At 37.6% G+C, this 25190-nt stretch carries 20 protein-coding genes and 1 pseudogene; 12 read left to right on the top strand and 9 right to left on the bottom strand.

Annotation, left to right across the window (positions count from 1 at the left end; all coding sequences use genetic code 11):
- Positions 1-25: 25 nt before the first annotated feature.
- From WKF66_RS10105 to WKF66_RS10090, 4 genes are all read right to left on the bottom strand, one after another.
- On the bottom strand, positions 26-1669 hold the full coding sequence (locus WKF66_RS10105; RefSeq protein WP_489674325.1) for an AAA family ATPase: 1644 nt from the start codon (positions 1667-1669) through the stop codon (positions 26-28).
- A gap of 625 nt (positions 1670-2294) precedes the next feature.
- Positions 2295-2708 carry a type II CBASS E2 protein gene (locus WKF66_RS10100; RefSeq protein WP_489674324.1) on the bottom strand — a complete coding sequence of 138 codons (414 nt, stop codon included), beginning with the start codon at positions 2706-2708 and terminating at the stop codon, positions 2295-2297.
- A complete protein-coding gene (locus WKF66_RS10095) occupies positions 2698-3840 on the bottom strand; it encodes a nucleotidyltransferase domain-containing protein (RefSeq protein ID WP_489674323.1) in 1143 nt (380 codons plus the stop codon). The genes WKF66_RS10100 and WKF66_RS10095 overlap by 11 nt, the downstream gene beginning before the upstream one ends.
- Before the next feature lies 1 nt (position 3841).
- Complete coding sequence (locus tag WKF66_RS10090) at positions 3842-4585, bottom strand: SMODS-associated NUDIX domain-containing protein (protein WP_489674322.1); 744 nt, start codon at positions 4583-4585, stop codon at positions 3842-3844.
- Positions 4586-4756: 171 nt separating this feature from the next.
- On the opposite strand from WKF66_RS10090, the gene WKF66_RS10085 reads away from it, so the two are divergent.
- The 10 genes and pseudogenes from WKF66_RS10085 to WKF66_RS10040 all read left to right on the top strand — a co-directional run bounded on the left by WKF66_RS10085 (position 4757) and on the right by WKF66_RS10040 (position 16294).
- A complete protein-coding gene (locus tag WKF66_RS10085) occupies positions 4757-5443 on the top strand; it encodes a sigma-70 family RNA polymerase sigma factor (RefSeq protein WP_489674321.1) in 687 nt (228 codons plus the stop codon).
- A complete protein-coding gene (locus WKF66_RS10080; RefSeq protein WP_489674320.1) occupies positions 5440-5787 on the top strand; it encodes a hypothetical protein in 348 nt (115 codons plus the stop codon). Before WKF66_RS10085 ends, WKF66_RS10080 begins: the two co-directional genes overlap by 4 nt.
- The gene (locus WKF66_RS10075) at positions 5759-6595 is read left to right on the top strand and encodes an ImmA/IrrE family metallo-endopeptidase (protein WP_489674319.1); all 837 of its coding nucleotides are present in this window, start codon (positions 5759-5761) and stop codon (positions 6593-6595) included. The genes WKF66_RS10080 and WKF66_RS10075 overlap by 29 nt, the downstream gene beginning before the upstream one ends.
- 133 nt (positions 6596-6728) lie before the next feature.
- Positions 6729-7807 (top strand): IS3 family transposase gene (locus WKF66_RS10070; RefSeq protein WP_489672741.1). Its coding sequence is split into 2 segments (ribosomal slippage): positions 6729-6990 and positions 6990-7807, totalling 1080 coding nucleotides; the frame shifts between segments, so codons are not numbered across the junction.
- A gap of 439 nt (positions 7808-8246) precedes the next feature.
- Positions 8247-9629, top strand: coding sequence for a TlpA family protein disulfide reductase (locus WKF66_RS10065; protein ID WP_489674318.1), 1383 nt, complete (start codon positions 8247-8249; stop codon positions 9627-9629).
- 14 nt (positions 9630-9643) lie between these two features.
- On the top strand, positions 9644-11410 hold the full coding sequence (locus WKF66_RS10060) for a sensor histidine kinase (RefSeq protein WP_489674317.1): 1767 nt from the start codon (positions 9644-9646) through the stop codon (positions 11408-11410).
- Between the two features lie 10 nt (positions 11411-11420).
- Positions 11421-12173, top strand: coding sequence for a LytR/AlgR family response regulator transcription factor (locus WKF66_RS10055; RefSeq protein WP_489674316.1), 753 nt, complete (start codon positions 11421-11423; stop codon positions 12171-12173).
- Between the two features lie 27 nt (positions 12174-12200).
- Positions 12201-13619 (top strand): TlpA family protein disulfide reductase, encoded by a 1419-nt coding sequence (locus WKF66_RS10050; protein WP_489674315.1) that lies wholly within the window; start codon positions 12201-12203, stop codon positions 13617-13619.
- A gap of 358 nt (positions 13620-13977) precedes the next feature.
- Positions 13978-15365: pseudogene (locus WKF66_RS10045) on the top strand (serine hydrolase).
- Positions 15366-15625: 260 nt separating this feature from the next.
- On the top strand, positions 15626-16294 hold the full coding sequence (locus tag WKF66_RS10040; RefSeq protein WP_489674314.1) for a class I SAM-dependent methyltransferase: 669 nt from the start codon (positions 15626-15628) through the stop codon (positions 16292-16294).
- A gap of 300 nt (positions 16295-16594) precedes the next feature.
- Here WKF66_RS10040 and WKF66_RS10035 read toward each other — a convergent pair whose 3' ends face one another.
- Together WKF66_RS10035 and WKF66_RS10030 are read right to left on the bottom strand one after the other, a co-directional pair.
- On the bottom strand, positions 16595-17170 hold the full coding sequence (locus WKF66_RS10035) for an O-methyltransferase (RefSeq protein WP_489674313.1): 576 nt from the start codon (positions 17168-17170) through the stop codon (positions 16595-16597).
- Positions 17171-17189: 19 nt separating this feature from the next.
- A complete protein-coding gene (locus tag WKF66_RS10030; RefSeq protein WP_489674312.1) occupies positions 17190-17615 on the bottom strand; it encodes a nuclear transport factor 2 family protein in 426 nt (141 codons plus the stop codon).
- A gap of 753 nt (positions 17616-18368) precedes the next feature.
- On the opposite strand from WKF66_RS10030, the gene WKF66_RS10025 reads away from it, so the two are divergent.
- Complete coding sequence (locus tag WKF66_RS10025) at positions 18369-19544, top strand: serine hydrolase domain-containing protein (protein ID WP_489674311.1); 1176 nt, start codon at positions 18369-18371, stop codon at positions 19542-19544.
- A 192-nt stretch (positions 19545-19736) separates the two neighbouring features.
- Positions 19737-20312 carry a recombinase family protein gene (locus tag WKF66_RS10020; protein ID WP_489674310.1) on the top strand — a complete coding sequence of 192 codons (576 nt, stop codon included), beginning with the start codon at positions 19737-19739 and terminating at the stop codon, positions 20310-20312.
- Between the two features lie 100 nt (positions 20313-20412).
- On the opposite strand, the gene WKF66_RS10015 is transcribed toward WKF66_RS10020, so the two are convergent.
- From WKF66_RS10015 to WKF66_RS10005, 3 genes are all read right to left on the bottom strand, one after another.
- Positions 20413-23049: an outer membrane beta-barrel protein gene (locus WKF66_RS10015; protein ID WP_489674309.1), complete on the bottom strand. Its 2637-nt coding sequence runs from the start codon at positions 23047-23049 to the stop codon at positions 20413-20415.
- 292 nt (positions 23050-23341) lie between these two features.
- The gene (locus WKF66_RS10010; protein WP_489674308.1) at positions 23342-24343 is read right to left on the bottom strand and encodes a FecR family protein; all 1002 of its coding nucleotides are present in this window, start codon (positions 24341-24343) and stop codon (positions 23342-23344) included.
- A 90-nt stretch (positions 24344-24433) separates the two neighbouring features.
- The gene (locus WKF66_RS10005) at positions 24434-25015 is read right to left on the bottom strand and encodes an RNA polymerase sigma factor (protein ID WP_489674307.1); all 582 of its coding nucleotides are present in this window, start codon (positions 25013-25015) and stop codon (positions 24434-24436) included.
- Between the last annotated feature and the right edge of the window lie 175 nt (positions 25016-25190).

The raw sequence follows: 25190 nt of genomic DNA, 5'->3' as shown, positions 1-25190 counted from the left end.
GATAAGAGGGACTAAGATCAAAGATCTATATAGCCTCGTTAATGACGGAGTGAGTTTTCTTTTCAATAAGATTTGTTAACGGTTTTAATAAGTTCCTGTAAAAATTTTTAGTGTCGTCTTTTAGAATAGACGTTCTGACCATACTTTCATATCTGTCTTTTTTAATTCCTAGACCCTCAATTATTTCTTTAATGATACCAGTTTCCCTGATAGGGTACCTACTAATCAGTCCATTAATATCACCATTTGCAACAAGTTTATCAAATTTGGATGTTTCTTCTTGAAGAAGCTTTGCTAAATCTATCTCTACATTATGTTTGGCTGCTCCGCTGGCAATGTCGTTATGATCGGGAAGATTGGTCATTGCCATTAACCGGGCCTGTTTTTCACAAAGTCTAGCACACATTCGGGTTCTATGAATATTAATTGAGTTAATTACCTTTGCTGTAGCCTTTTCATATATAATATTCTCATCTTCACCTGATACTATTGAAAGAGCAGATGCTACTCTTTTAATAGTATCTGTGTGGTAATATAAGGATTCAACAGAATAACATTGTGTTGCAGCAATTCCTTTAGAATTGAGTGCACTTATTTGACTGTCAGTTCTGTCGTCGGCGTCTACCAGCCCATAGGCTGATATCCAGTGCAGGTCTGAAGTCTTTCTGATTCCAGTTACAGCTTTCTCTACTGAACTACTGTCATTCATAGATATTACACTGACTTCCGGATATATTAATTGATAGATTTGTTTATCAAGACTTTTGTTATCTCCTTCTACAAATAGCATCTTTTGTTTTGCACCTAGGATATCTAACTTGATGTTATCAGGGATTAAACTAGTATCTTCAATTAGATCTATATTCCAACTTTTGATAGTGTTACCTTGCCATTCGCAACCTCTAACTAGTAAAACGCTTGCGCTAGTCTGGTCTACGGGCAACGTTATATCATGAGTAGAAATAACAAAAGAACAATCAGGTCTTTTTTGAAATAATGATGTTAATAGCGGCGAAATAATTGATCGATGAAGGTGCCTTTCTGGTTCATCAATAATGAATATGGTGCCTGCTGGTGCAGTCATTATGTCTGCGCATATTAATAGGGCATTGCGCTCACCGTCTGAAAGTTTTGCGACACTATAAGGAGCTGATCCGTTTTTTGAAGCAAAAAGTAAGTCTCCTTGTTCTAGTTTTATTTTTACATTAATATTTGAAGCAGACAATAGTTCATTTATAGAATTAATAGCCCCTTGATTACTAGAGAGTTCTGCAACTAAATTTAAATCTCCCGAATCAGCCGCTTCTGCTATGGTTCTTGATCTTTGATTTTCTGCGGATACTAAATCAAAAATCGATATATCAGTACGTTGTACCGAGTAGTCATCCTTATACCTTGATTCAGGCGTATTATCTGCATTTTTAATATATCCTTCATTCAAGACTTTTTGACTTGATGTCACTGCTATACCATTAGAAGTGAACCATCCTTGACGATGTGCAATGATTCTTTTAGCAACCTCTTTATATTGCATATATAGGTTTTGCATCAATGTTGATTTTCCAACACCATTTGCTCCTAGAACGAATAGAGGCTTATTGTTTGTCACCTTGATTTGCTGTTCGCCACCTTCAGTAATGACTTTAAGTGTGAATATAGGGTCACTCATTTTGTAATAATATTTAAGTTATTGTGAATATAATCATATCCGATATAATTCTACAACACGTTAGCCGTTTGGTAAATTATCCACTATTCATAATTTGGCACGCTTATCGACTTAGTACTAAGATAAAATGCTTACGTTTTATAATATAAGTCTCATATATAGCTTTTTACTTAACTCTCACTATTTTTAAAGCTCGGTGAACCGTTTGTTTGAATTTATAGTCAAATACTATTTCATCATTTTCCTGTTCTCTGGGTGTTTCTTCTATCTGTTCCATGACTGTTAGCCTTAATTTGTTGTTATAGGTAGCTCTTAACCAATATAAGGTGGGGTTTTAAACTTTGAAATCGGTTAACAAATGAATCTTCGTTTTCTGAGACAGGATCTTTCTTTGTTCTGATATAGTAGCCTTATCACGACTGATATAAAGGTATAAATGTATAATGATATCAATATATCCCTAACTAATTATTGGAAATTGCAAAACAGCTAAAAGAAAAACAGTTAGTTACCTTTGATTTTCTGAGACAGTTTTTACTATTTACAGTATTGGTACTTTATATAATACTCCAGATAGAGAATAGTAGATGATGGGAGTAATAGCCATGGTTTTCCTTTCAGATGCCTAATGTTCTATGCCGCCACCCAGCCATAGGCCTGTTGCATGCCATATCTCGTAATAATATAACCACACAGAGATCCAGGGTACAATAGTTTCTGAAATTAGGTCTTTTGGTGTCCATTCTCTCGCTTTTGGATAATAAAGGCACAATGATCCATTATCATATGTATGCCTGATTTTGCCGTTAGCCACACGTGGTTTTAGTTGCCCGTTTAACACCCTGATGACAGGGGCCCAGTCCTGTTGATATGTAATTCTAACGCTATATAAGGCGCTCAGCGGAGTTGGCTGAATTACTGATTTTGCAGTGAAGCCATTTGCCTGTACCTGGGCTTTCCAGGCAGGCAGGTTCCGTTTGAAATCGAGGTACTGTTGCATAGCTGTGAGGTTCTTTGTGCCTTTAAAATCAGCTGCCATAAAAGTTGTTTGGTTTAACGATTGTTGATGCAGCGCTAACGCCGGTTATCAAACCGCTAATTTTTGCAACTCCCAACTGATTACTGCTACGTGCCTTCATAATATAGTCCGACTGTTCCACAAGAGAATTTGTACTGGTAGTTTCACCAAACATCTCTTTAAGAATATCGACTGTGCCGTGTATACCTTTCGTACTCTTAATCTTGTCCCATAGCTTCTTGAAATCCGCCATAAACCGGATAAAGCTATAGTAGAGCTCAGGCTCCTTAACCCATTTATCTGAGAAAACCTCGTTAGCGTTTGCTGGGTTTACTATGCGTAATACTTGGCCGTTTAATTGTGTGGCTGCATCATTAGCTCTGTTTACAATTCCCCTTATGGCTTCGTATTCAGATTGTTCACCATTATAGTACAGCCCTGCAATGGTGGTCAAAATTATGCTTGAGGTTGCCAGTTCCGGCCTGTATTTAAAATATACGTCCCTATAGCGTTTGATAAGCTGTACTGCCCTTTGCAACGGCTGCATCAAATGGTATGGTATCTGCTCGGGCAGATCCTCGGCACGTAGTGCCTTTTCCAGTAACAATTGTTCTTGCCTGATATATTTTGACTGGAACCAATCTGCATAACCTTTTGGGTTGCTGGGTGTCCAGTCTTTTAATGAACGATCAGGAACTACAATACGATTTTGATCTAAAGCTGACTTCTGAAACCCCGGTAGTATATCAATGTGGAAGAGGTTAGCATAGACTATTCTTATACACCTGTTCTTTCTCTTTAGCATTGTTTTATATTGCCCATGTTCTCTTAGTCTTCGCTCCAGCTCATTTAATACCTTTAATGGGTCGAACTTCTCGTACGGTATTGTCATGTGAATAACAATGTCCAAATCAAACTCTTCACCTTGTAGGGGCTTTACATTAGTACCGATTCGGTAAGACCCTTGAGGATAAATTTCAAACGGCATATCTTTAAAAAAACCGCTATCCGCTTCTATCCATTCTGAAACCGCGTTATAACTCCTTTCAGCCGATGTACGTCTTGTATCATCAAGTTGCAATTTCTCGGCTATACGATTCAACAAGTCGTCCAACTGCTGATTAAATGTCTGTGGTATATATATATTGTTCATATTATTTTATTTTAAATTCTTTTTCAAATAGGGAAGTTGCATGTTCTGCAATCGCAAATGGTTTGGTATTATCTGGCAGATACCCCAGCCTTTTGATCGCATCCTCAGTTACCCAGTGAAAATCAGACGTTGGTTGCTCTGCCTGCATGAGCTGTTTTAACTCAGCGAGTTGAGCCGGGTTAGGTAGCAGCTCATACACTTCATGGATTAGTATCTCCGGGCAGCCATAAAAGTTTGAGTAATGGATGTATAGCGGGTTTCTATGCAGAAGCTTATAATTGATATGCGGAAAGATACTGGCAGTTAAAATATTGGTGATGATTAATTCTTCACAGAATTCACGCCAGTGCGATATTTCCCGATCTTGATTTGAATCAAACCATTGCAAAAACTTATGTACCCGGCTGCCTTTAACGCGAATTCTCAAATCATGCCTTGTAGTATCGCAAATTGGTATTTGCTGGTCATCCAAAATTTCCAAGTCTTGGAAAAATTTAGAGGAATCTGGCAGGCGCTTGTAAACACCTCCAACAGGTTGGAGCTGATTTATGTTCCGGCCTTTTACCAAAAGGTACTTACCATCAACATGGATCTTAAAGATATATGCCGCAGAAATCCTAATGTGGCGGTACCGGTAGATGGTGCTTGCACAGAAGCAAACCCAAAGCTTAGTTCTTAAATTAATGATGCTGTTGATGGCCATCCCGAGCAATGCTCCAAATGCACCAACCGCCAATTCGTGCATGGTATTATTCACTGTCTTATTACCGATCCATCCATCGCCAAAGAAGATGAATACAGCCAGGAGTATAAATGAAATAATATAAAGTCATAGTTCTCTTTTATTTAGGTATATGAAAAAGTGTGACAAAGCTGTATCTTGTCACGGAATCATATATACTAAACCGAATCACTAATGGGTGACGCTTCTTCATTTGTGTCTTTAAATGACTTGCGTAAGGAATCAACTCTTACCATCATGGAATACATGGGAATGAATGAAGACGAACCGGCGGTGGCGAACCTGGCATTCAATGTATTTTATGAAAGATTTTCTACAACGTTTATGGTAGCTTGTGAAAAAGCCTGTCAACCTTTTGATGGCTTATACGACGGGTTAGCTGAAGTTATTTTTAATAACGCGCTATTGAACGCTTATCTTAAGGCAGCTCAGTTTAAGACTACCCATAAAGAGCCTGAAAATGTGGATAATGACATTAAAAGATGGCTTTATGGAATTGCAAAAAATGAATTGCACATAGAACTTCGTAAAATCAAAGCCAAAGCTAACCTTTCAGTTGTAGATAATATACTGGTACTTGAATCGGAAATAGATCATGAGGAACCGCTTATAGCAGAATCTTACGAAAAGGAGATATTAGAACAAGCTCTCACGACGTTAAATGAAAAGGAGAAAGGGGTGTTGTTGATGTGTTATCAGTTTAGCGAGGATGGCAAAAATATCCCATCAGATGTGATTGATAGAATAAATACTATTTTTAATATTAAAGAACCTAACCGACGGCAGATAAAGAAACGGGCACTTGAAAAAGTGCAACAACAAGTTAATTATTTACTGTCAAAAACAAAACCGAAGAAATGAGTGATTTTAAATTAATACCAGGAAATTTGGATAACCTTTCAGCGTTTGAACGCAGGTTTATCAAATCTCTTAGAAGCAATGGGTATTTGTTTCCGATGTCTGATGAAGAGATCGAGCGTTTTGAAGACTGCCATAAGAAGGAAATTAGAACAGCTATTTCTAAAGTGCCATCGGCTGATGATATATTAAAACGTGGTCGTATCGAAAATAACTGGACATTATCTACTCCGGTTGATGAAGATATTTCTCAAAACATGGCCCAAGCTGCCCGCGAGGGTAAAACACCTACGGATGCCTTAAAGGAAAAAATGTTAGATGACCGGAATAAATCAAAAAACAAATAGTACTCCATCCCAACTAAAAACTCCCCGTAAACGTGTCCTTTCATCATTAGCACGTGGTGTAGCGGACTTATATTGTCCAGAGCTACCAATTTTACCAGAGACTATAGCCACAGCAACTGGACTTACATTTAACTACAATAATTACGAAGATTATTTTGACGGTATGCTGGAGCATCTCAGTGGAGAATTTCATATATATATGAATTTAGACAAATCAGCGCAAGGGAGTGCCCGATCAAGATTTACCTTCGCCCATGAGCTTGGACATTATTTTATAGACGAGCATCGGCTTGCACTTGAGGCCGGTTTGACACCCTCTCACCCTTCCTATACTAACTTCCAGTCAGAAAATATAGTTGAAAAAGAAGCTGATTATTTTGCCAGCTGTTTATTGATGCCAGAGGACAGGATTAAATTCGATTGCTACAATCGGGCATTTGGACCAGAGCTTATAAACTTCATTACTGCCAAATACAACGTTAGTGCTACCGCATTTTTACTTCGTTACGTCCAAAGCGATCAAGTTCCAATAATGGTTATTTGCAGTAGAAATGCAAAGATAAGCTGGCGTTGGCAGAGTGATAATTTTCTGTTTAAATACCTAAAATCAATCAATCGCTCTCTTCCAAATGTTTCCGTAACTGCTGAGTTTTATAAAAATGGCACGGAATACTCAACTCCGCAGAATGATCTATTTGCCGAGGACTGGTTTAACTACACTGACCACGAGCCTAATACTTTCCGCTTGAAAGAATACTGCATTTACGCAAAAAAACAAGATATGGTGTTAACGATGATTTGGTATTAAATCCACTTGTAATATAGTCGAATATGATTTTTAATAACTGTAAGCTTCCCTAAAAGCTGACCATTTAAAAGTAGAATTCTCGACCAAGCGTAGCGCGGGCGATAAAAAGAATTTTTAACTTTAAATGTGTAATATGAAAAAGTCAAGATTTACGGAGACTCAGATTGTCAAAGCAATCAAGGAACATGAAAATGGTAGGAATGTTAATGAGCTATGCCGTGATTTAGGTGTAAGCACTGCATCCTTCTACAAGTGGCGTCAGCGTTATGGTGGTCTGGAAGTTAACGAACTGAAAAGGATAAAGGAGCTGGAAGATGAAAACGCCCGGCTTAAAAAAATGTATGCAAATCTGAGTCTGGTACATGAAACTTTTAAAGAAGCTGTAGAAAAAAAGCGTTAACGTCTGATGAAAAACGCGGGCTGGTGGAAGAAATGGTCAAGAAAATCAGCCATCGTCAGGCGTGTTTATGTGTAAACGTTCCTCGAAGTAGTTGTTTCTATATTCATAAGCAGAAAGATGATGATGAGATTATTGATGAGCTGAAAGTGCTCGTTGAAAAGCATGCTGTTATTGGGTTTTGGAAATGTTACCACAGATTGAGACGCAAAGGCTTTCTTTGGAATCATAAACGGGTATACAGGGTTTATACTGCTATGAAATTGAATATAAGACGGCGAGCAAGAAAACGACTTCCCGCCAGAGTAAAACAAATTCTGTCTACTCCTGAAGCCATCAACCAGGTATGGTCAATCGATTTTATGAGCGACAGCTTATGGGACGGAAGGAAATTTCGAGTACTGAACATAGTAGATGATTATAACAGGGAAATCTTGTGCATCGAGCCTGATCTGTCGTTACCAGCTCATAGGGTTGTAAGAGCATTGGAAGCGTTAGAGCAGTATAGAGGTCTACCAAGCATGATTAGAGTCGACAACGGTCCAGAATTCATTTCAGATAAGCTAGGGGATTGGTGTAATGAGAAAAAGATTACCTTGATATTTATTCAACCCGGTAAACCAACTCAAAATGCATATGTGGAACGATTTAACGGGAGTATGCGTAGGGAATTATTGAATGCTTACATATTCAGAACACTGGACGAAGTAAGAGAAAAAGCTGAAGAATGGATGTATGATTACAATAATCATAGGCCACACAAAGCACTAGGCTTTAAAACGCCAGCTGATTTGTTGCTAGATATTAGCAGCTAAATTCTACTTTTGAATGGTCTGATTTTACGGGAAGCTTACAAGAGTTGGAAACTGACTAGAAGAATTTTATTTCATAAAAAACTAACACTATATCATATCCATAGTAGAAACTTGTATTGGCCATCAGGTATGGCATATGTTTATATTTTGGTTGCTATTTTGAAACTCGGAAGGGGTTGAAGAAATAGTAAGAGTCTCTATCTATCAATTTAGATGGAGACTTTTTAGATTACATAGTAAATATTCGAGTTATATAAACACAACGAAATAGAGCTCTCATTGATTTCAATAGTTCTAAAACAGCTTTTAGCAAATAAAATTTGTATTGTTGAATATAAAAATCCAAATTCTCATCGGTAATGGTTAAATGCTAACTGTGAGTTGGTACATCTTACTAAGTATCACATCTTTGTATCCAAGCTTAACTAAATTAAACCTCATGTCTAAATCAACACGATCACTAGTAATATTCGCTGCAATATTATTAATAGTTAATTCTTTCGTTTATGCGCAGGATCCAGCTAAAATTAGAATTCCCCAGAAAAAGATTCAGAAAACATCATTCACGCTGAACCTACAAAAGATACCTGGTATCGGACCGTCAGGTAATGTGTCCATCGGAACTGGCAGTTTTGACCCAAGTAACGGCGACGAGAGAACCAATGGGTATCCGAAGATTATAAACGAGCCTACGGGACTCCGGAATGTGGTACATTACTTCTATTCACTAAATGATTTTCAATTTAATTATCAAACCTACTGTGCGGGAACTTACAGCAAAGACTTCTTCTTTGACAATGCCCGGAAACGGGAATGGAATCTTGCAGATACCCTAAAGCTATCAAGGAAGGCAATCAAGTGCGGAATCTCCTTGTTGGCCGGGTATAATACCGAAAAAGAAATCGTTTACATCATTGATAAGAATGGTAATTTGGATTTTGCTGATGACGTACTAATGCCCGGTCTTAAGCGCAGTCGCAACTACGAAGAGGGGGCAGTTGAAATCTTAACTGAATACCTATACAATCAGAAAATACAACAGGAAAACATTCTAGTGCGGCCGATTGCTGAGAATAGGACCAATAACGGAACGGATAAGATAGACATTGCATTCGCATTTCCAGAATTCAGATACTCAAGGTTCACTTATCAAGGTCAGTCTTATTTCGTCTGTGCCGATGGAGTTGGACTGGGAGGAAAAAATATTTTTGTAATGAAGGATGCGCCTAACTTTGATCCTGCTAAGCCAGAAGCTAAAGTAGCCTTGAATCAGTTCATCCCAACTGGTAATAAAGATCTGCGGTTTACAGGCTATGAAAAGAATGGAAGCGAGATTACGCTGACCGTCGACAATGGAAACGACCTTTCCCTAACTCCGAAGTCATTCTCCACTCAGGTGGGTTATCTGGCACCTATCATTAAAGGGTATAACTTTCTTGATTCCAATAAAACTAATATGCCCATGATCTCTACAGCAGATCTCAAAGGCAAGTATGTATTTGTCGACTTCTGGAGCACTTACTGCGGCCCCTGCATTGCGGAGTTCCCTTATCTAAAAGAAGTATACCAGAGGTACGATAGAAACAAGTTCGAGATCATTGGCGTCTTAGAGGAGCTTGATACCGCCGTTACATCGCGACTGAGTAAAGAAGGTAACCTGGTTTGGCCTAATATCAAAACCAAGACTAAAGGCACAGAGATCAGCGGCTATAAGATTACGAGTTACCCCACCAGCTTTCTAATTGATCCAATGGGGAAGATCATCGCAATGGACTTAAGAGGCGAAGCGCTTGCAAACAAACTGAAAACGCTGATTAAATAGTTGATCTGCCCCAAATGAGAAAGATAACCGGACTACTTTTATTATTGGCAACCACGATATCAACAGCAGTCTTCTCACAAAAAGAGGAGAAACTTTACTTCGGGAAGAACATCTATTTCAACTTTATCTCAACCGATATCAGAATGAATACCCGGGGGCCTGTTACCTACTCCGCCGAAGATACCAGAATCTATAGTGCCCTGAATTATCTAAGACGCCCTTCTGGGGTTCACGTAAAAGTGACACCAGTAAGTCCCATCATCCTGGGCGTTAAATTAACTGACAGCCTTACTGATTATTATGGTGCAGGGATCACTGTTTTATCAAAGATCTACCAAAGCTATATCATAAAGGACACTTCAAGCGCCATATTGGTTGCACTCGGAATTACGAAGCAAAATGTTAAGGACTATCGCTACCGTGTGATTGAAGACGATACTGTAGAAAGGGTTCGCTGGTCTCCGATACCCTTATCGCAGAATTATGGTGCGAAGGAGCCTTATGGTTTTATAGGGAAATTCAAAGCTCCAGGTAAGCAGCTATTGGTAGAAGTGCAGAATATCAAAGAGTTTAAAATTAGTGATGGCGTTGTGTTCGACTGGCGCAATGATTCTAAGCCGGTTACTACCGAACTATTGGTTGAACTGCCTTATAACGGTACCGATCGCATCGAATACTTCAACATCAACCATCTTGGATTGAACAAAGGATATGCTACTCAATTCGATAAAAAGACAGGCTTGCCGTTAGATTTTAAGTTTCCGGTAGGCAGTGTATCAAACCTACGGCTGAGTCTCAAAAGTCATTTAACCATACCTTACGCTATCTATATGATTAAAAACACTGGTGATCGGATTGACACCGCGTATGTGGAGAACTACTTATTGAACAATTTCTTAGGAAATTACATTGACATAGATAGCCGGCATTTCAATCAGGCGGGAAAATATGAATTGATCATACAGCGTAATGCCAGACTTGGGTATTGGCCGGAAGATCAGGTGTTAAGAATTCCCTTTACCGTACAGCCCCTGCCCTCTTTAGAAAAACGAGCCTCCTTAAGGCAAGCCCTACCCTATTTAATAGCCGCCATAGTCGCTGTCGGATTGCTATTCTGGTTTTACCGTCGCCGGACGAAGGTGAGACTGGCATTGTCTGCACAAGCGAGGCAGAATACCAATTTGAAACTGAGATCTATCCGGGCACAACTCAACCCACATTTTATGTTCAATGCACTCACTTCTATCCAGAATTTGGTCAATAAACATGATATGGAAGGTGCTAATCATTACCTAAGCCATTTCGCCGACTTAACGCGAAAAGTATTAAACACCGGCGACCGCGATCTTATTAGTCTTGAAGACGAAATCAAGATCTTAGATGATTACCTGCAAATGGAACAGTTACGTTTCAATTTCAAATACAAGCTGGAGCTGGGCGCTGATGTAAATGCCGCGAATATAGAGGTGCCTCCGATGTTGCTGCAGCCTTTTGTTGAAAATGGGATCAAACATGGTATTTCTAACCTAAGGGAAAATGGCCTCATCAACGTCTCCATTCAGATACAAGGAAACGATCTGGTATTTTCAATTACAGATAATGGTCCCGGTTTTAAGCAAAACGATACGATGAATTCCAATGGATCATATGGTTTAAGGCTTAGCGAAGAGCGCTTACAATTGTTAAATGAAGTCTACAAACAGCAGCCTGCGAAATTAGATGTCCAGTCGGATGGTAGCGGCACCAGAATAACAATTACGCTTATGAATTGGATATCGTAAATTGGAGGCAATGAGAATAAGCTGTATTATAATTGATGATGAGCCTAATAATGTAGAGAACCTGCAAAGCATCATCAGTACCTATTGTCCGGATTTTGAGGTTGTCGCAACTTCGTTCGATGCAGCTGACGGCAGTATCAAAATTAAAGCGCATCAACCAGATCTGATCTTTCTGGACATTCAGATGCCAGAGGCCTCCGGATTTGATCTGCTAAGGAGTTTTACCTCCATCAATTTCGAAGTAATATTTATCACAGCTTATGATCAATACGGTATCCAGGCTATTAAATTCTCTGCCTTAGATTACTTGCTCAAGCCCATCAATATCGCCGAGTTCAGGCATGCAACGGCAAGGGCAAAGGAAAAGATTGTGTCGAAGAAGAGAAACTACAGCATCGATAATCTGCTTGACTATATGAAGACTGGCCAACGTGAATCACCGAAGATCGCGCTGCCTCTGCTCAATGAGATTATTTACGTGAAGGTGAACACCATTATCAGGTGCGAGGCTGATAACAATTACACAAAGTTCTTTCTGGAGAGTTTAGAACAGATTTTAGTCTGCAAAACTTTGAAGGACTTCGTGGAATTGCTGGAACCTCATGGATTTGCCAGAACCCATCAGTCACATCTTGTAAATCTGAACTTTGTAAAAAGCTATCTAAAGGAGGACGGTGGTACCCTACTGCTCAATGACCAGACGAAGATTCCGATTTCCAGGCAAAACCGGGAGAAGATACGTGACCTGCTAAGTAAAGGATGAAATTAGTATACCTACAATTAAAAACTTATGAAATATCTATTAAGCGTAATTCTGCTCTTCAGCACGCTATGTTCGTTTGCTCTAGGGCAAGGCCATTTTACCATCAAAGGGAATGTAAAGAATTTTGATGCTGACTTTTTCGAGTTCCTAATGACAAGTTTCATGGAGGATGAGATGAAGTCTATCAAAGTTGATAAGGAAGGCAATTTTAAGGAGAATATAGCTATCGAAGGCGTACAGGATATTTATCTTTACCTGAACAACGATGCGATTACAATTTCTGCTTCCGCTGGCGATACACTAGTCCTAAATTGGGATCATAAAAACTTTCAAAAAACATTTGAGCTGAGTAGTCCAAACATCACTTATCGTCAGGACCTTGCGCTAGCAAAAGAACTCTACGAAAAGACAAGGCAAAGAATGCTTAAACTTCAGGAGAGTTTGTACAACAAAGACCTGACGGATTCTGTGAAATGTCTAATGATCAACAACTCGTACAATGTAAGTATGGGAATTATTGCAAAGCATCCTTTCAAGGACATGAAGCCACTTTATGATACTTATTTTGAGCACATAAGCATGTTGTCTAAGATCAAAAAGTTGGAACAGTTCAGCCTTAAATTGAATGTTACTTTCGATGATGTAAGGCAATATGGCGCAAAAGGTATAGATTATCGGAAGATGTCCGAAGAAATTTTCAAGCTTTCACCGACCTACCGAGAGTTTGTATTTAATCGTGTCCGCTTTTACAAACCCTTTTCAAGTTATTATTTTACTGATCAGGAAGATGCTTACAGCTTCAATCCAGGAAAGCAAGATTTCCTTGCCGGTGAGCTTTTCATAGAACTTCCTTCGATAAGGGAATGGTATCTTACCAAGGCAATCATTTTTGGTTTTGGGCACTATGACTTTAATAATTCTAAAGAATTATATGAACAGTTCTTAGCAACCTACTCCAATTCTAAATACGTTGACACACTTAGAAATTATTACAATGCAGTAAGTCGACTTGCACCCGGAAAACCAGCGCCCCAGTTCAGTCTGAAAGATCAGAACAATAAGACTGTATCATTGAAGGATTTTGCTGGTAAGGTTGTCTACATTGATTTCTGGGGCGTGTATTGCGGTCCTTGCATTGCAGATATCCGTGAATATGGAAAGACGGTTCATGATAAGTATCAAAGCAAAGACGTAGTTTTTCTTAACATCTGTGTAGATGAAAAAGGTGATAGATGGAAAGATAAAATGAAATATTTAGAGATGACCGGTGTAAACCTGGTAGCGGAAAGGGGGATCTTATATGAGGTTTGTAAAGCTTATAACGTGAGTGCAGTACCACACTACGTACTTATTGGCAAAGATGGTAAGATTATTAACAACAATGCAATGCGCCTGGGTGGATTGTCTGGTAGTCTGAAAAATCAACTTGATAAAGCATTAGAGTGATCGCTAATCTTTTTTGAAGTGGCTGGGCTGAATGTCGTTAGTACTTAAAATAACATGTTAGTTGCTAGATAAAATTCTTAGCAGTTTCAGGAAACGAAGGGATCCCCTATCTATATCCTTTTCTTTTAGCTGTAAATTTAAGAGTAGCGAAGACAAAATATAAACATTATGCCTTCATTTATCTTAACTTATCAGTGCAAACATTGCTGGTGAAAAAAATTACAAATAAAGGATCTTTTATTCTACAACAATGATCAGAAGAAATGCTTGAGTGCCTCAGAAAACGACCGTATAGTGATAATCCTGTATGCCATGCAACTATCTGTATATTTGATCGTCTTTTACCAAACCAATATATATGATGCTTAATATCTTAAGAAATTTATTGCTCGTTGCCACCCTATTAGCTACGCAAAGCAGCTACGGGCAAACCAAGCGAAACTTGAAACAACTAGATAGCTTGATAGAAACAGCACATAATCTTGGCGTCTTTAATGGGAATTTGCTTGTCTCTGAAAAAGGTAAGGTAATTTATAAGAAAACAATTGGTTGGGCTGATGCCACCGGAAAAATTAAGCTTACAGAAGACTATCGACTTCATATTGGTTCTATTGCCAAAGAATTCAATGCGTTGGCATTATGATGCTTAAGGAACAAGGAAAGTTGAGCCTTGATGACAAAGTGTCAAAGTATTTACCAGAGCTTCCATCATGGGCGAATAAGATTAGCGTAAAAAATTTATTGCAATACACTAGCGGAATTCCGCAGAGCAATTGGATTAAAATAAAAGGGGATGCTGACAACATGAAATACCTTAAGACAGTTGCAGCACTTGGTTTCGAGCCAGGCACTAAATATGATTATAATAATAATGACGTATTCCTACAGAGGAGGATAATCGAAAAAATCACTGGACTACCTTACGCTTCATTTGTAATGGAGAGATTATTCAAGCCATGTGGTATAAAGAGCGCGATTTTTGACCCGCAAGAAATGGACAAGCTAGTTGCTAAGGCCTACAATGACCAAAAAATACAGGATGATTTATCTTGGGAAATTGACGGTTGGCCAGCTTTAAATCTTCTCGATTTTTATAGATGGTCTGAATGCATCAATTCTTTTAGCTTGATTACTCCTGCGTCCACTCAGGAACTTGTCATTCCTTTTTCTACTGATGATCAAACCGGGCTAGGCCACGGAAATATGGAAGGTAAATTACTCATAGCCCACAGACACGATGGAACAGCTAAAAATTATCAGGCACTATTGATTAGTAACGCAACTACATCGACTACATTTATTCTAATGACCAACAATAAACAAGGCAATTTAGATGCTATTAGCAAGTCTGTTAAGTCAATTCTTGAGGGAAAGCCGTATATACAAGTAAGAAGATCCTTTATTGATGATTTTGATAAACAACTTGAAAATATGAACGGAGAACAAGCTCTTACTTTGTATCGAAAGATTAAACTTGAACGTCCCAATCAGTACAGCTATGATGGTGAAAATACACTCAACCAAGTAGGCTACTTTTTCCTGAATAAAAATAAAGTCAATGATGCGATTACGATATTCACTTTTAATACCAAATTGTTCCCTAATTCAGGCAATATGTTCGATAGCTTGGGAGAGGCTTACTACGTTCAAGGTAATAAGAGTAAAGCTCTTGAAAACTATACAATTGCATTTAAACTGGATCCTAGCTTAGAATCAGCAAAGAAAATGATTCAAGAACTAAGATAAAGAAAGATTTAACCTTCTGAATTTTTAGCAAATCGGTTGCAGATCCTTTTACGGGGTACTCTCATTATTCCCTGGTATTTTGAAGTCGGCAGCTAAGTCTAATAAATAACCATTTTCTAATGGTGCAGAGAAATCTTCTTTGAGAGAACATCTTTGTTCAAATCTTCAACTCGAATTTTCTGCTTTTTACGATATCATCTGCGCACCAAGAGTACACTCAGGAAATCTGTTTTTTCAAAACTAAGTTTTATATTGTAGATATGAATCAAGGTTTAATCCTATACTACAAGGAAAGGGCAAAGGAATACGAAAAGATTTATGCTAAACCAGAGCGGCAATGCGATTTGATTTCCACTAAAGACATCTTACAATATATGTTTTGTGAGAAGGATATACTTGAAATAGCTTGTGGAACAGGGTATTGGACAGAGAAAATCGCGAAAACCGCAAAATCAATACATGCAACTGATGTTAATGAAGCTGTTATTGAAATTGCCCAACAAAAAAACCTCGGTAATAATGTCAGATTTGAAGTTGCAGACCTTTACAATCTAGAAATTAAACAGAGATATGAAAGTCTTTTCGGCGGGTTTATCTGGAGTCATATTTTACTTCAAGATCTCGATAGCTTTGTTGAAATTATTGGTCGGAGTCTGGCAAAGAACGGATTGATGGTGTTTATAGATAACAAATTTGTAGAAGGTAGTAATACTCCAATTACAAGCACTGACCAGTTCGGAAACACATACCAGCTTCGGAAACTTGAAAATGGCACATACCACTCTGTTTTAAAGAATTTTCCTACACAAGACTTAATCTTTGAGAAACTTTCCGGTATCGCCGTTGATATCAAGTTTATCAATTTGGAATATTATTGGATTGTAAGTTGCAGGTTAAATAAACCTTATACAAAGAGCACCATCAGTTAACTTCATTCTAGAAAACACCAACTGAACTTAATCGAACTCATGAACAATCTAATGTCTATCGTTATTCCCTGATTTTTTAAGATAGTACTCATTAGTTAGCCTGTACGGCAAAAAGAGAAATCTTCGCCTTTGAAACAATTCCTAGCTTGTCCTGGTCCTTGTATCTTCCGTTATTCGACTGTTTTTTGGTAGAACTTAAGTATTAGAAATGCTCTCTTCCAATTTCATAAAGCAACAAGTCCCCCATAAAAGACGCTTTTAATCCTCACCGTATAGAAGTAGCTGGCAAAAACTAGGATTTTATTTTTTGCTTGCTATAATTATACCTGTTGCCCAGCACTGCCTTGTTAGGTTTATATCTGTCCGTTCATCAAGCAGTTCAAGAAGCCTAATGGCTTTCTCCTGATGTCCTTCGGGCCAGTTTGATTGCGGTAGCATGTCATCAAGAATATACAGTCCACCTGGATTAAGCATATTTAATACTTCGTCCAGCATAAGGTACTTACCGTGCCATGTATCAGCAAAGATCAAGTCAAATTTGATGGCTTTATTGTTTTGAATCCATTCTCCTGCATCCTGATTAATCAGACTTAGCCGGTTATCCTTTAAGAAGTGTTTCGCTATGTTTAAAAAAACAGTATCGTTATCTATAGATGTTAATACTGCATTGTTATCCATACCTTCTAAGATCCATGCAGTAGACAATCCTGTACCAGTACCTAATTCCAATAATTTTCCTCCCGGCTTTGTACCAGCTAAGGTTTTTAATAAAGAACATGTCTTTGGGTCAGATGCCATTGTGAACCCAGACTGTTTAGTGGCTTCATCAATAGCAATATAATTGGTGGGATAATTTCGAACTACTTCGTCTGTCATTGTTAATTATAGCTAAAGTCTAAATGAGTACAGGTTTGTCAAGGTTGCCGTAAACATCATTAAAGAAGGTGTCTACGGTATGCTGGTCTTGGGGAAAGTTATAAACCTTGCTGATTTTTCCATTTTGAAAACTCCAAAGCAGGCAGGACATGGCCTCCATATTTTCGCCCTCTGGCCGGTTACTCCAATTTAAATGACAGTCAATGACATAATCGTCATTTATACCCATAACAATAGGTTTTGCCTGGAAAAAAGAGGTGCTCAACTGCTTTAAATAATTCAGCACTTCTTCCACCCCTGATTTTTTACCACTTAAAGGGTGTTTACCAGGGATAACCCATTCAATAGAAGGAGACAATACTTCCTTGATTGCTTCTAAATCATTGCTTGCATAAGCTTGAAAAAAAGATTCAATTAATTTTAAGTTCGGATGTTGTTCTGCCATTATATAGCTTATTTTATTTAAGTAAGATAATAAATAGTAATCAAATGCTAGAGTGATATATGAGTATCGTTATTCCCTGCATTTTTAAGCCGGTACTCATCAATTAGCCTGTACAGCTTTACTGCAAAAAGAGAAATCTTCGCTTTAGACAATTCCTAGCTTGTGCCTGGTCCTTGTATCCTACATTATTCCACCCTTTTTTGATATTAAAAAGACTTTGTTAACTGGGTATAGGCAAATGAATGGTAATGATTAGCCGAACCTTACGTGTACCTTTTTTTTCCCGCACTTTCTTGCAGAGTATGCTAACATCGAACCACCCAATAATAAAGTAACAGCAAAAATTAGTGCTATAATCCAAAATATCGATTCATAAGTAATTACATGGCGGTATTTGTAAAGTTTAATGACCAGTAGCAAAGCGAATCCAAAGGCCAATAACGAAGCTGCGTTGAGCAATAATTTCTTCTTTTTATCGAAAGTCATACATAAATTTAAATTAGTTAAAACGGTTAGTTGAATGACTACGCTACAAACATCAAACGATTAAATTTTCCATATTAAATTTTGGGGTATCTAGGATTTGATCCTTTAACATTATATAGAGCTATCGCTATTTCCTGGCTCTTATAAGGTCAGGGATATCTACAAGAATTCCACCGTTAAATGATAAGTTTTAAAGTGCATAAACAAGAAAAACTACTTTATATGTAACAAGGTACTATGTTATACATCATAGTATAAATGTTTATTATGAAAAAAGGATACCTTTTGATATTTAGAGCTATAATGCTTTGTTTAATCTCTATTCCGTGCTGGTCTCAAACAGAAAAATTGCTTACAGATAATCCACTCAAAAACATATTGGATAGCGCTGTCCAGGTAGCTGCAACAGACTATATGACTAATCCAGGTACGGTTGGACTTTCAATCGCTATTTATAAAGATGGACGCAGTTCAATGTACAGCTATGGTGAATCAACGAAAGGAAAAGGCCAACTAATTAAAGCAAATCAATTATTTAATTTAGGTTCTGTAGCTAAGACATTTATTGGAATTATGCTTGCACAAGCTGTAATAGATAAAAGAGCAAACTTACAAGACGACATCCGTAAATATCTCCCAGGAAAGTATCCTAATTTACAATACGAAGGTCGCCCCGTAAGATTGATTGACATAGCTAATCATACGTCTGGTCTACCTAAGTCATCCAGAAATTTTTCGGGAAAAACTATGGATAGCATAAAGAATATAAGTCTTCCTAAACAGCTTGATTTCTTTGCGAAGTTTAATCAAGATACTTTAATGAAGGATATGCATAAATTCAAGCTTGACACCTTGCCCGGTACCAAGTACGAATATAACGGAAACGCCATGACAATCCTTATTCTCTTACTTGAACGCATATATCATCAACCGTATGAGCTGTTAGTGACAAATTATCTTAAAAATCATCTAGGCCTTTACGATACAAGAACAAAAATTCCTGTGGATCAACTAAACCGTTTTATTCAGGGCTATAAAGATGCATCGCGTCCTGTACAATGGTATGGTCTCACAAATAATAAAACAAATGAGATTAATACTAACCTTTTTTACCCTGGTGGGCCAAGTATGAATTCAACAATGGCAGATATGCTTAAATACTTAATAGCAAATGTTGAAGAAACGGACCCTGCTATAAGATTATCACACAAGGAAACTTATAAGCAAACAGACAGTACGGGTGTAGGCTTAAGTTGGATGATTGGCAATAATGACGGAAAACGCTTTGTTTACCATAGTGGCAAAACAGGTCTTGGATTTAGCACACTTTGTGTTGCATATCCCGAGGATAAAGTGGGGATCATGATACTTGTCAATGATAACCTTAGTCAAGACAACATATCCCTTTTAAGCGATAAGATTAAAATTGCCCTAATGAAATGATGACTTATTATCATTAATTCCTCCTTTTTTAATAATCTATTTGGATCAAAAAGCCAGGCTATTAAACAAATTAAAACCATCCTAATTAACCTTAAAATATCTTTTCTCTTTTTGCCGATTCTCATAAACCCATTCCATTAATCAAAATGATTTTTATATTTTTGATAATGAGTTTTTGATAATAAAAAAAACATGAAAATTGGCTACGCAAGAGTAAGTACTGCAGATCAAAATTTAGATATGCAATTTAATGCACTGACTGAATATGGATGCAAAACAATCTTCCAGGAAAAGATTTCTGGAAAGAATACAGATAGACCAGAACTAAAGAAACTTTTGGAAAGTCTTCGTAAAGGTGATGAGGTCGTCGTCTGGAAACTAGATCGTCTTGGGCGTTCTCTTCGAGATCTGGTGGACTTGGTCGCTGTGTTCGATAAACAAGGAGTTAACTTCATCAGCCTTCAGGATCACATTAACACTACAACAGCTACAGGTAGATTTACCTTTAATATTTTTGCTTCACTGGCTGAGTTTGAAAGAGAAATTATTCGTGAACGAACGAAGGCTGGCCTTGTCGCAGCCAGAGCAAGAGGTAAAAAGGGAGGCCGCCCTTCAGGCTTATCTCCAGAAAAGCTTCAGTTGGCAATCACTGCTTTGGATCTTCATGATACGGGAAAATATTCCATTTTGGAAATATCCAAAAGACTACATATACCCATCGCCACCTGCTATCGATACATTAAAATTGTAAAAGAGAGCAAGGTTTAAACACACCTTCAAAAAACCAAGGATTTGTAATAGCATTACCCTCGTATTATTATGTTTAAATATGTAGTGGTCTAAACTACTGTTTAGTAAAATATAAAAATTAGGGTTTTCCTCCTGTAGAGTCATCATTATTTATTGATCTGACATTCTTTTTTATGGAGTTGTCGCTTTTGCCAAACTTGTAATTTAGGCTGAAAGTAACAGCACGAAAATAATTCACAGAAGTGTTTGTTTGCGTGAAATCATTTCCTTGGGTTACGCTACTAAAATCTCTAAACTTGCCGAATGGGTTACTTATACTTGCTGCAGCGAATAATTTACTTTTAAACAGCGCCTTATCTATACTAAATGACGAATAAACATTTGGTCTAAACCTACCCTGCAGCGTAATGTTTGCACTTTGGTAATTCACATCTGCATTCAAATGCATACCTTGATTAATGTTATAAGCTATTTTGCCAAAAGCTATGCCTTTTAATCCTTTATTTTTGATTAGTATGTTATCAACTAATCCTTCAAGCCATAGGTGGCTTAAATTACCTCCTGTACTAAAGATGAATTTAGCTGTTATTGGATAACTGACGTTAAAATCCAAGCCAAGTTGCCGTTCTTTTCCTATATTATCATAGGTTGTACGGGTAATCCCAGTAGCATCATCATAAGTGTAAACCTGCTGGATGGTATTGTTTGCGAATGAATAACCAACACCTATATTCAGGCTTAATTTTTTAAAATTACTATAATTCATCAGTAAGTTATTGCTTTTAACAGGTCTCAAATTTGGATTTCCGGCTACTTCAATACTTGGATTTGAACGATCCACAAACGGGTTCAGGTTCCATATATTCGGCCGTTGAATACGTCGCGTGTAACCGATATTCAATGCCTGGTTATTTTCATCAAACTTTAAGGTAGATGATATTGCAGGGATCAGGTTATAATATTCATCCTTAACCTCGGCGTTACCTCTAGAAAATATTGATCTTAACGTTGTGTGCTCTAATCTCCCACCTGCCTGAATGCTAAGGTGCCCTTTGCTATATAGATAGGAATTATATATGCCATAAATATTTTGATCGTTACTGAATATATTACTTTTATCGGCCTGAAGCTGATAGCTAGAACTCGACTCGTCGTAGGAACTATACTGATAGTCACTTTCATTTTCTCTAAATATCCCCTTAATTCCAGATTCTATTTTAAGATTGCCGAAAACGTTTACATAATCAAGCTGGATCGTTTGCTCAAATGCTTTACTATTGTTTATTTGCAAGAAATCCGATGCAGGATAGTTAAATTGGTTGTCTAAAGTTAAACTGTAGTCCGTGTTATCTGTTGTGTTGCTGAGCTTGTAAGATAAGGTGAGCAGTTTGTCTTTTTTCTTTTTAAATACAAGCTGATAATTTAGCCCTACATCCAAGCCGGTCCAGGGATTGATCAGTAAATTTTCTACAGAGTAAGATTGTACTATTGAGTTGCTTTGATCAAACAACCTAGAATTTTGATCATTGTGAGACTTGTATGATCCGTTGTTAATGGATATTTCTCCGGAAAACAAGTTCAGCGAATCAATTTCAAAACTCAATAGTGATGTCAGATAACGGTACTGAGAGTCAAAATTATTTACCCTGTCCTGAGAGAGAAAAGTAGGATTTACACCAGTTGTGGTTCTGTCACTGAATCTGTCTGAATTTGGCGAATTGTAATTTGTTATACCACCAACAAGACTTGCTCCAAACTTACCTTTTTGCACTATAAGGGAACCGCTATTTGATATCCCGCCCACGGGCAGCCTATAGGAAGAATTGATATTTCCGCTATAGCCATTTTCAATGTTTTTATTCGTGATGATGTTGATGATTCCGGCCAACCCTTCACCTTCATATTTTGCAGGTGGTGTAGTAATGATTTCGATCTTCTGAATATTCGATGCGGACATACTTCTTAATACATCCTTTGGGCTCTTAGCCATCATACTGGAAGGTTTGCTATTGATAAATATCCGGTAATTAGGGCTACCTTTTAGTTTGATGTCATCTTCTGCATCAACACTTATTAATGGAATTTTTCTCAGCATATCAAGCACATTTCTTATCCTGCTTTCAGGATCTGCCTGGACATCATAAGTCAACCTATCTATTTCCTGTTTTAAAATTGGCCTTGTACCAATTACATTTACCTGTTTTAAGGCAACATTCGATGCGTGAATATTCAAGACACCCAGATTCCGCAGTTCTACTTTAGCATTTGCCAAAACATCTACTTGTCTAATTTCATAGCCAATCGAAGCAATGCTAATTTTGTAATGCCTGTTGTCCAGGCTGTCAAAATGAAACTTCCCATCTACATCGGTAAAGGTGGATTTCAGACCTTTACCTAAACTGTCCTGCAAAGTGATCGTCGCATATTGAACCAGTTCATTCTTCAACGAATCTTTCACAACTCCGACAATTTGATAAGAACTCTGAGGTAGTTTTTCGATTAGAATATTTTTATCAATCTGACGAAAAGATAAAGTCGAATTTTGTAAAATAAGGTTTAACAACTGCTCAATAGTCCGGCTCTCCTTGCGAACATTAAGATTTGCAATGTTTTTAACATCCGCAATCCGATAATAAAACCTTAAACGTGACTGTTCTTCTATTTTTCTTATCGCCTCTTCAATGTTTTCATTTTTTAATCCCACAATTACCTGTTCAGTAGACATAGATTGCCCTTTGACAGGAAATGCAAACATGATATGCCCACAGCTTATTAATAGTATTGAAGTCAAAAGACTCAAACGCATTATTTTATAAAATTTAATTTTGTCATAGGACATGCATCCATATAAGCGAAAATTACTTCGCTGCATTGTAGCAGAAATTTTCATACTTTTATTCGTTTTTATTGATTGTCAGATCGATTTTAACATCCGGCTAGCCGGTATACTGCAAGCTGATTGGCGTCGGCTTGCAGTTTGTACTTTCACCGCTCGCCTGGCATGCCGTGATTGAAGAGTTAGTCATATCATATTTACCTCATTTTGTTTAATTTATGCATCCTGCACCGTTAATGGTGATGCTGCCGTCCGAATCATATTTATAGGTTGCCTGGTTAAAAGCGCAAATCACTTTTAAAATTTGATCTAATTCATTTCCTTCTAATGCAGTCCCTGAGAACCTGCAACCGCTAACCATTTCGTTTGTAAAACTTATCTTCACATTAAAACGTCTTTGTAGTATAGTAGCTGCCTCTCCAAAGGTGATATTGTTAAAATGCAAATCATCTTGCCAGGCAACCACATTTTGAGCATTGACATCGACTTTTTGCTCCGAGTTATCTTCTGTGTTATAAATAAGCTGTTGGTTCGGTGTGATATAAGCTATCAGGTGATTTTGGTCAGCGACACTGACTTTGCCCCTGGTTACAGTTACCACAACTAGATTTGAACTATTTGAGTTAATATTAAAAGCTGTACCTAATACCGTCGTCTTAACTTTCCCAGTATGAACAATAAAGGGCTTACCTAAGTCATGATGGATGTCAAAGTAAGCTTCTCCTGATAAAAAGACTTCTCTAGTGTTACCAGTGAACTTCTTTGGGTATTTTAGTTCTCCCAATGAATTTACCCAAACTACACTTCCATCATCCAAAGTAACTTTTTCCTTTAATTTGGATGGGACATTAAGAGTGGTAAAGCTCGAAGAATCAACCTCCTTTTGTCCGGAAGGCCAGAAGACCCACAGTGTCATTACTGCAAATAGTATTGCCGCTACTGCAGTTAGCTTTTTCCATAAAGAAAAGGTGCTTATTATCCCAGATTTAGGACCATGGGCTACTATCAATTTATCCGATTGCCCTATGGTAAGGTCAATGTCGCTCCACAAGCTACTTATCCACTGCTCACGGCCTTTGGCATCAAGCTTTTTCCATTGCGTATCTTTCGGTTCGTTCTCAGCAAGCCATTGCTCAACCTGATCATTTTCTAGCGGAGTGGCCTCTCCTCTCAGGTATTTATCTACTAATTTGTCTATATCATGGGAACGCATAAGCTATGATTTGCTTAATTGTCGCACGAAGTGTCATTCAGTACCGTAAGATTTAAAAATAAATTTAGGATTTAAAGTATTAGGCGGCTTTTAAAGCCAATAACTTAAAAATATTGTAATACAAATTCGGATGATCGACTGTCGTAAGTGCTTTAAAGCGGAGGTCAGTTGGTTTTTAACTGTTTGTTCAGAAATGTGCAACCTTTCGGATATTTCAACACTTGTTAAGTGCTCGTCGCGGCTAAGTTGGTAAATTAATTTTGTCTTGGGTGGTAATTCTTCTATAGCTATTAAAATATTTCTTTGAAGTTCTTTGGCTTCCAATATTTTATCTGCACCATAACTGTTAGGTGGCATTGATGCACTGATTCTTAGCGCATGATCACGCCGTATTGCTATGCGCCTAATTCGATCAATTACTTGATGCCTTGTTGCAGAAAAAAGGTACGATTTTAAATTTCCAGTGACATTCAGGCTATCACGGTCTTTCCATAGTTTTGCGAAGATGTCATGAAGAATATCTCGAGCATCCTCTAAATCATATAGCTGTGAACCTGCAAAGCCTGCCAAACTCTCAATGTAACGATTATATATTTCAGTTAAAGCGGCCTTATCATCAACTTTTAGAAGCTGAATCAACTCATTGTCACTTAAAGCCTCTTTTTTTTTCATACTAACGAATGTATTGTTTTTCCCTAAGTATTAACATTTACATAAGAGATTTTGACAATTCAATAATTATCATTAAACGGTCTTTTCTTGAGATGGAGCTTTGCATATTACAAGAATACCAGGGAATAGTGAGAGATTTATTTGGGTTGCAAAATTGAGAATATGTCAATTAAAA

It is taken from the genome of Pedobacter sp., from assembly GCF_037719805.1.
Classification (GTDB): Bacteria; Bacteroidota; Bacteroidia; order Sphingobacteriales; family Sphingobacteriaceae; genus Pedobacter.
The sequence above is the reverse complement of the archived record's forward strand: the minus strand, read 5'-3'. Positions and strand labels throughout refer to the sequence as shown.